Here is a 7,269-nt window from a genome sequence, read left to right on the forward strand (position 1 = left end):
AAGGGGTAGATGCGTAGGATGCAATTTTTCTTTTCGTTCAGGGTTAACCGTCCATGGCTGAATCTATTCGCCGCCCCGTCACGGCCCACGACGTAGCTAGGCTCGCTGGGGTCTCTCAGTCTGCGGTATCGCGTACCTACACCAAGGGCGCGAGTGTGGCCCCCAAAACCAGGGAAAAAGTCGAGGCTGCAGCAGCAGAGCTCGGATATCGTCCAAATTTCGTCGCACGCTCATTAATTACCCGCCGATCAAACCTCATCGGTGTAGTCATCCCAAGCATGGCCAATCCTTTCTACTCCGAGGTGCTCGAAGCGCTCTCCAAAGCTTTTGAGTCCATGGAGTATCGAGTGCTGCTTTTCTCGATGGTTACCAATGAGGATTCAGACCCAATCCTCGAAGAGGTGCTGCGGCATCGTGTCGAAGCATTGATTCTGGTATCCGCAACTCTTTCCTCGCACTTTGCTGAGGAATGCAAGCAAACCGGTCTCCCTGTTGTGCTCCTCAACCGAAAAAATGACAGCGAGACAGTCTCGAGCGTGACCAGTGACAACGCTCAAGGCGGGGCTCTTATCGCCGACTTCCTAGTGTCGACACACCATAAAATCTTGGCCTTCATCGCAGGACACGAAGGCTCTTCCACAAGCCGTGACCGAGAACGCAGTTTTTCGCAGAGACTCCAAGAGCATGGATTTCCTGCGCCTTTGCGTGAGGTAGGCAACTACAGCTTTCAAACGGCTATGGAGGCCACCCGTCGATTGATGTCCCTCGCTAATCCCCCAGACGCGATTTTCTGTGCAAACGATTTAATGGCTATTGCGGCGTTGAATGTAGTCACCCGTGAATGCGGCCTGATACCCGGGAAAGACATTTCGATTGTCGGGTTTGACAACATCGAGATGTCAAAATGGCCAATTATTGGGCTAACTACCTACCTGCAGCCAATCGACCAGTTGGTGCAACGAACAGTTGATGTTATTCGCGCCCAGCTCGAAGCCAATACCACTCCATCCATTCAAGAGGTATTAGCCGGCCAGCTCATCATTCGAGGTAGCGCGCGTCTACCTGAAGCAGGACTAAGAGAAATCGATGGCAATACCGTCTGGCAGATGACTCAGTAATTTTCACCCTTCCTTCCGCTGGATTTTGCCCCTGCTCACTACACGGGGGCTTTTATCCTCCCCTTTCACCCGCTTTTTCCCTTTTCACCCAAAAACTCCTGGCACTTCAAGCAGCATGCAAAAGAGTTGATTGTTGCATACGCATGCAATATCTTTTCAGTCGCTGACCAATAGTGCCAGCGATTTAGCGCTCCCCATCATAGGTGTCGACCGTCTGCAGTCATGGGCTCCTCCCTAAAAGGCAGGTAGCAACGTCTTTTACAAGAATAATATTACGGAGGTGGGAAGTGCATATTAGCGTTCCTCTCGAGACACAAATGGGTGAAACACGGGTTGCCGCAACCCCGGAAACCATCAAGAAGCTGATCAGCCAGGGTCATAAGGTCACTGTCCAAAGCGGCGCCGGCATCAATGCCAGCGTTGTCGACAGTGCCTATGCAGCGGCCGGCGCAACCATTGGCAGCGCCAATGACGCGTTTGCTGCAGAGCTGATTTTGAAGGTGGTCGCGCCCAGCGACAGCGAGCTGGCGCTGATTAAAAGCGGCACCGTAGTGGTGGGCATGCTCAACCCGTTCAGCAACGAAACCATCGCCAAGCTGGCCGAGTGCGGCATTACCGCCTTTGCCCTGGAGGCTGCGCCGCGCACCTCCCGCGCCCAAAGCCTGGACGTGCTGTCCTCGCAAGCCAACATCGCCGGCTATAAAGCCGTGTTGCTGGCCGCGCACCACTATCCGCGCTTCATGCCGATGCTGATGACCGCGGCGGGCACCGTGAAAGCGGCGCGCGTGCTGATCCTCGGTGCCGGCGTGGCCGGTTTGCAGGCCATCGCGACCGCGAAACGCCTGGGGGCGGTGATCGAAGCGTCCGACGTGCGCCCTGCGGTGAAAGAGCAGATCGAATCCCTCGGCGCCAAGTTCGTCGACGTGCCTTACGAGACCGACGAAGAACGTGAATGCGCCGTCGGCGTCGGCGGTTATGCCCGCCCGATGCCGGCCAGCTGGATGCAGCGCCAGGCCGCGGCCGTGCACGAACGCGCCAAACAGGCGGACATCGTCATCACCACCGCGCTGATTCCCGGCCGCAAGGCGCCGACCCTGCTGAGTGCCGAAACCGTGGCCCAGATGAAACCGGGCTCGGTGGTCATCGACCTCGCGGCCGCCCAGGGCGGCAACTGCCCGCTGACCGTGGCCGATCAGGTGGTCGTCGAAAACGGCGTGACCATCGTTGGCCCGACCAACCTGGCCAGCGCCGTGGCGGCCGATGCTTCGGCGCTGTACGCCCGCAACCTGCTGGACTTCATGAAGCTGCTGTTCGATAAAGAAGGACAGCTGGTGATCAACCTCGAAGACGATATCGTCGCCGCGTGCCTGATGTGCCGCGACGGCCAGATCGTGCGCAAGAACGGCTGAGGATAAAAACAATGGAAGACATGCTGATCTCTCACGGTATCTACAACCTGATCATCTTCGTGCTGGCCATCTATGTCGGCTACCACGTGGTCTGGAACGTGACACCTGCTCTGCACACTCCGCTGATGGCCGTGACCAACGCCATCTCGGCCATCGTGATCGTCGGCGCCATGCTCGCCGCCGCCCTCACCGTGACCCCGCTGGGCAAGACCATGGGCACCCTGGCCGTGGCCCTGGCCGCCGTCAACGTGTTTGGTGGCTTCCTGGTGACCCGGCGCATGCTGGAAATGTTCAAGAAGAAAGCGGCCAAGGCTCCGGCTGCCAAGGCCGAAGCAGTCAAGGCTGAGGTGCAGCAAGCATGAGCATGAACCTGGTTACTTCCCTGTATTTGATCGCCTCGGTCTGCTTCATCCAGGCGCTCAAGGGCCTTTCGCACCCCACCACGTCGCGTCGCGGCAACCTGTTCGGCATGCTCGGCATGGGCCTGGCGATCCTCACCACGGTCGGCCTGATTTATAAACTAGGTGCCGAGTTGGCCCACGACGGCATCGTCTACGTAATCGTCGGCCTGCTGATCGGCGGCACTGCCGGTTCGATCATGGCCAAACGCGTGGAAATGACCAAGATGCCCGAACTGGTCGCCTTCATGCACAGCATGATCGGCCTAGCCGCGGTGTTCATCGCCGTGGCCGCCGTGGTCGAGCCCCAGTCGCTGGGCATCGTTGCGCAACTCGGTGACGCGATCCCGGCCGGTAACCGTCTGGAACTGTTCCTCGGTGCGGCGATCGGTGCAATCACCTTCTCCGGTTCGGTTATCGCTTTCGGCAAGCTCTCCGGCAAGTACAAGTTCCGCCTGTTCCAGGGCGCACCAGTACAGTTCGGTGGCCAGCACAAGCTGAACCTGCTGCTGGGCCTGGCGACACTGTCACTCGGCGTGAGCTTCATGCTGACCGGCAATCTCAGCGCCTTCGCACTGATGCTGGCGCTGGCCTTCGTGCTGGGCGTGCTGATCATCATCCCGATCGGCGGCGCGGACATGCCCGTCGTGGTGTCGATGCTCAACAGCTACTCCGGCTGGGCAGCGGCCGGTATCGGTTTCTCGCTGAACAACTCGATGCTGATCATTGCGGGCTCCCTGGTGGGCTCGTCCGGTGCGATCCTCTCGTACATCATGTGTAAGGCGATGAACCGCTCCTTCTTTAACGTGCTGCTCGGCGGTTTCGGCAACACCGCGGAGGCGGCCGGCCCGGCGGGTGCGAAAGAAGCCCGTCCGGTGAAATCCGGTTCGGCCGACGACGCGACCTTCCTGCTGACCAACGCCGACACCGTGATCATCGTGCCGGGCTACGGCCTGGCGGTCGCGCGGGCCCAGCATGCGCTGAAGGAACTGACCGAGAAGCTGACCCACCGCGGCGTGACCGTGAAGTACGCGATCCACCCGGTCGCCGGTCGCATGCCCGGGCACATGAACGTGTTGCTGGCCGAGGCCGAAGTGCCTTACGACCAGGTGTTCGAGATGGACGACATCAACTCAGAGTTCGGCCAGGCCGACGTGGTGCTGGTGCTGGGCGCCAACGACGTGGTCAACCCGGCGGCGAAGAACGATCCGAAATCGCCGATTGCCGGCATGCCGATTCTCGAGGCGTTCAAGGCCAAGACCATCATCGTCAACAAGCGCTCGATGGCCAGCGGCTATGCCGGTCTGGACAACGAGCTGTTCTACCTGGACAAGACCATGATGGTGTTCGGCGACGCGAAAAAGGTCATCGAAGACATGGTCAAAGCTGTTGCGTGACCTTTTATCAGGCGGGAAAAGGCTATGACTTACCAACGAGAAATACGCATCTAGCTCTTAGCAACCTCGACCCGTAGCGTGGCGACGTCACTGTTAAAAGTTTCTGCCTGAATGCATAAACTTGAACGACCCGCGATCAGGGCGTGTGGACGTTCACTTGGTTTGGTCACCCTCCGTTATGAATTCAGCAGCTAGCTTTCGGAGAAATCCGAAAGCTTTTTTATTTGTGGTGAGTGCTTGCTAATAAGTAATCCGCCCACAATTGGCAGGGCCCTTTTGTACTCAAACCAGAATCACTTGCTCAGCCAAGACTCAACGGTGTCAGAGCCGTATTCGGCCTTCCACTCTTTCAGAGTCCGGTGATTGCCGCCCTTGGTTTCGACAACCTCACCGGTGTTCGGATTCTTGTAGACCTTCACCAGACGAGGCTTACGGCTGCCGGCTTTGGACTCGGCGGCTGGAGCGCGACGGCCCACATGCGGGTCAAGCAGGTTGATCACGTCTTTCAGGCTGTAACCGTACTCAGCAAGCAAAGCGCGCAGCTTGGTCTCAAATTCGATTTCTTTTTTCAAGCCAGCATCGCCTTTCAAGGCTTCGAGAGCTTGGAGCTGTTCGGCGAGATTCTTTTCGAGTTGGCGGAATTCTGCGAGCTTGGACATGGTGGTTCTCTAGCTAGTTAGTCACCTAACAATACACCAAAAACCACAATTTGAATTTAGACTCAGGGAGCCCCGTGTAGGTGAGTCGAGGTTCGCCGCCCTGATTTATTCGTCTTCCGCTGAGAGCGGTGAATTGAGGTCAACATCTGCCTGACCGACTAGCGCATTGATGCGATCGACCAAACGCGAATCTACGGGCTGAATTAGCTCCGGATGCGCGTCCATATCCGCCGCCAGAAGCCCGAGAGTTCGGGATACGGATAGATGGGCTTCCATCGGTTCATTCGCTGGCGAGGTCTTCTGAATGTGGTGCGCGGACTTGATGTTGAGGATACGAGGGTCATTCATGACTCAACCTTATGCGGTTCGACGTTGCAGCAACTGCGGCAGGTTCCGCCTGTTCTGATGCCGAAGTGGTGCTCCGATTAAAGGGAGCTTTTGGATGTGAAAATTATGGCTCAGTAATAATTATGGCTGAGCCATAATTTGAAATAATCCAGTTTTGTAGCTTCGCCACCGATGGTGGAACTCAAATCACCAGCAGGGCACCGTTCAAAGCTCAGCGACCCACGTCGCGATGTACCTCTATGGTGACAGAACAAAACGAGAAGCCTGTGCCTCGAAAAGCTCTGCAAGCATCCGCGCGTCTAGCAATGCATGGTGGGGCGGATCAGACAGCTCTACCTGTTCAAGAGCTTCCGCATCGACCTCATTAAAAAGGATCGCGAGGTTGTAGTCCGAGAACAGCGGATCGAAGAGAACGCTGTGACGTAGAGCCGACAGGCATAAGCAGGAAGGTCGCGCGAGTTACCCTGGGAGATCTGCACGTTTCCCATTGTGCTACCGAGCGTCGAGAGGCGACGGGATGAGCGTGCAGAAGTCAGCCGAAGCCGTAGTAAGTGGCGAATAACCCCGTCACCAAGGGCCGAACAGGTTATGCCACCAGTAGGCGTCAGAGTCTCGTCGAATGTTGAAGCGCAGAATATTCTCCCAGAGAAAACTGTTACCCCAAGTCCCGGACGGTATCCGAGGATGACGGCTGACAGGGCGCAAGCATCGACGGCGTCTGTGACGTGGACGAACGCGGAGCCGGACACGCTTTAGGTTGGCGGGTGCTTGCACCCGCCAACCTAAAGCGTGCGTATCAACGCGTAGTTAGCAACAAGGGCGCACCGGGTGCCGATGGCATGACGGTCGACCAATTGGCACGCTACGTGAAACAGTATTGGCCGATTCTCAAGAGCCGATTGCTGGCCGGCGAATATCACCCGCAAGGTGTACGCGCCGTCGACACCCCCAAACCCAAGGGCGGGACAAGACAGCCGGGCATTCCCCGCGTCGTGGATCGCTTGATCCAACAGGCGCTGCTGCAACAGCTCACACCGACGTGCAAGTATTGGGCTTTGAAGATGCTTGCCTTCATACCCCGCTGCGCCGCCTCTATCCGCTTCCTGTTCGTCAGGCCAGCAGTTTGCCTCGGGCTTCCTTCAGATTCGCAGTCACCCGCGACACCCTTGCCTCTGGCTAACACTTCCCCTTGCCGGGTGTGTAGAGGACTTTCACCTCCAAGTCACCAGAGAGGCCACCACAGCCAAGCTGGTTGCGCTTACGCGCAACGCGCCATGCCTGGCGCACAAACAAAAAAGCCCCGAAAAATCAGGGCTTTGATGAGAATTGGTGGCGGAGGCGTGGAGATTCGAACTTGCAATCTTCCCTCGCCCCCACTTGATGAATTTCCTCTGTGAGCCGTGTGTTGCGGCTCAAGCAGATCTTGATCGAGCCGAGAAACACCTCAAGCCCCCGCCTCATCATAAGCACTTACCGCTCCGCTGATGCACCGGCTCTGTCCAGGCAAGTACCTCGGCAAACTTGGCTGGCTTACTCTGAGCCCGTTGCGGGATCTTCGTCCCCCTTGCCGTTTTGGTACACTGAAAGCCAGCCAAGACCACCCCGCTTCAAGTCAACAATCGCCAATCGAGATCGCCCGCACACCCGCCGCGACTGGGGGCAAAATTGGGGGCATAGCTTAAATTTAAAGCTCTAAAACTACCGTCCTAGAGCCGAGTCAAAATGTTCTTCGGGGATCCGGATAGCCTGGCTTGAATTGATGGTTGTGCTTTCTGACGCCATCGCTAGCAAGCCAGCTCCTACAGGATTTGCGCAAAACCTGTAGATACTCTGTTCGCGGTCAAGCTTTCAGCAGGTGCTTTTCGCTGAAAAGCTTGGCCGTGTTGAAATCCTCTTCAGTTCGTATACACGCCCACAAGCCTGTCAGGTATTTGCGCATT

Annotated in this window: 6 protein-coding genes and 1 pseudogene; 5 read left to right on the top strand and 2 right to left on the bottom strand. The window is 57.3% G+C overall.

Going from position 1 to position 7,269, the window contains the following annotated elements; translation table 11 throughout:
• The first annotated feature begins 53 nt into the window (after nucleotides 1-53).
• From KGB21_RS13360 to KGB21_RS13375, 4 genes are all read left to right on the top strand, one after another.
• Nucleotides 54-1,118, top strand: a complete 1,065-nt coding sequence (locus KGB21_RS13360) for a LacI family DNA-binding transcriptional regulator (protein WP_223505392.1) — start codon at nucleotides 54-56, stop codon at nucleotides 1,116-1,118.
• Between the two features lie 287 nt (nucleotides 1,119-1,405).
• Nucleotides 1,406-2,527 (top strand): Re/Si-specific NAD(P)(+) transhydrogenase subunit alpha, encoded by a 1,122-nt coding sequence (locus KGB21_RS13365; protein WP_223505393.1) that lies wholly within the window; start codon nucleotides 1,406-1,408, stop codon nucleotides 2,525-2,527.
• 11 nt (nucleotides 2,528-2,538) lie between these two features.
• Nucleotides 2,539-2,889 carry an NAD(P) transhydrogenase subunit alpha gene (locus KGB21_RS13370; protein WP_053152987.1) on the top strand — a complete coding sequence of 117 codons (351 nt, stop codon included), beginning with the start codon at nucleotides 2,539-2,541 and terminating at the stop codon, nucleotides 2,887-2,889.
• Entirely contained in the window at nucleotides 2,886-4,322 is a 1,437-nt protein-coding gene (locus tag KGB21_RS13375) for an NAD(P)(+) transhydrogenase (Re/Si-specific) subunit beta (protein WP_223505394.1), read from the top strand. Before KGB21_RS13370 ends, KGB21_RS13375 begins: the two co-directional genes overlap by 4 nt.
• Before the next feature lie 293 nt (nucleotides 4,323-4,615).
• On the opposite strand, the gene KGB21_RS13380 is transcribed toward KGB21_RS13375, so the two are convergent.
• Complete coding sequence (locus KGB21_RS13380) at nucleotides 4,616-4,981, bottom strand: histone-like nucleoid-structuring protein, MvaT/MvaU family (RefSeq protein ID WP_223505395.1); 366 nt, start codon at nucleotides 4,979-4,981, stop codon at nucleotides 4,616-4,618.
• 105 nt (nucleotides 4,982-5,086) lie between these two features.
• The gene (locus KGB21_RS13385; protein ID WP_064676360.1) at nucleotides 5,087-5,329 is read right to left on the bottom strand and encodes a type II toxin-antitoxin system PrlF family antitoxin; all 243 of its coding nucleotides are present in this window, start codon (nucleotides 5,327-5,329) and stop codon (nucleotides 5,087-5,089) included.
• A 588-nt stretch (nucleotides 5,330-5,917) separates the two neighbouring features.
• Between KGB21_RS13385 and KGB21_RS13390 the strand changes: the two are divergent.
• Nucleotides 5,918-6,366 (top strand): annotated as a pseudogene (locus KGB21_RS13390) (group II intron reverse transcriptase/maturase); the annotation flags it as partial.
• Nucleotides 6,367-7,269: the final 903 nt, after the last annotated feature.

Origin of the sequence: Pseudomonas sp. GL-RE-29 (assembly GCF_019947275.1) — a bacterium.
Lineage (GTDB): Bacteria > Pseudomonadota > Gammaproteobacteria > Pseudomonadales > Pseudomonadaceae > Aquipseudomonas > Aquipseudomonas fluorescens_A.

Bases quoted from the DNA above. Each gene is read 5' to 3' on its own strand.
- KGB21_RS13360 (WP_223505392.1), top strand. From the start codon at position 54: ATGGCTGAATCTATTCGCCGCCCCGTCACGGCCCACGACGTAGCTAGG.
- KGB21_RS13370 (WP_053152987.1), top strand. From the start codon at position 2,539: ATGGAAGACATGCTGATCTCTCACGGTATCTACAACCTGATCATCTTC.
- KGB21_RS13375 (WP_223505394.1), top strand. From the start codon at position 2,886: ATGAGCATGAACCTGGTTACTTCCCTGTATTTGATCGCCTCGGTCTGC.
- KGB21_RS13380 (WP_223505395.1), bottom strand. From the start codon at position 4,981: ATGTCCAAGCTCGCAGAATTCCGCCAACTCGAAAAGAATCTCGCCGAA.
- KGB21_RS13385 (WP_064676360.1), bottom strand. From the start codon at position 5,329: ATGAATGACCCTCGTATCCTCAACATCAAGTCCGCGCACCACATTCAG.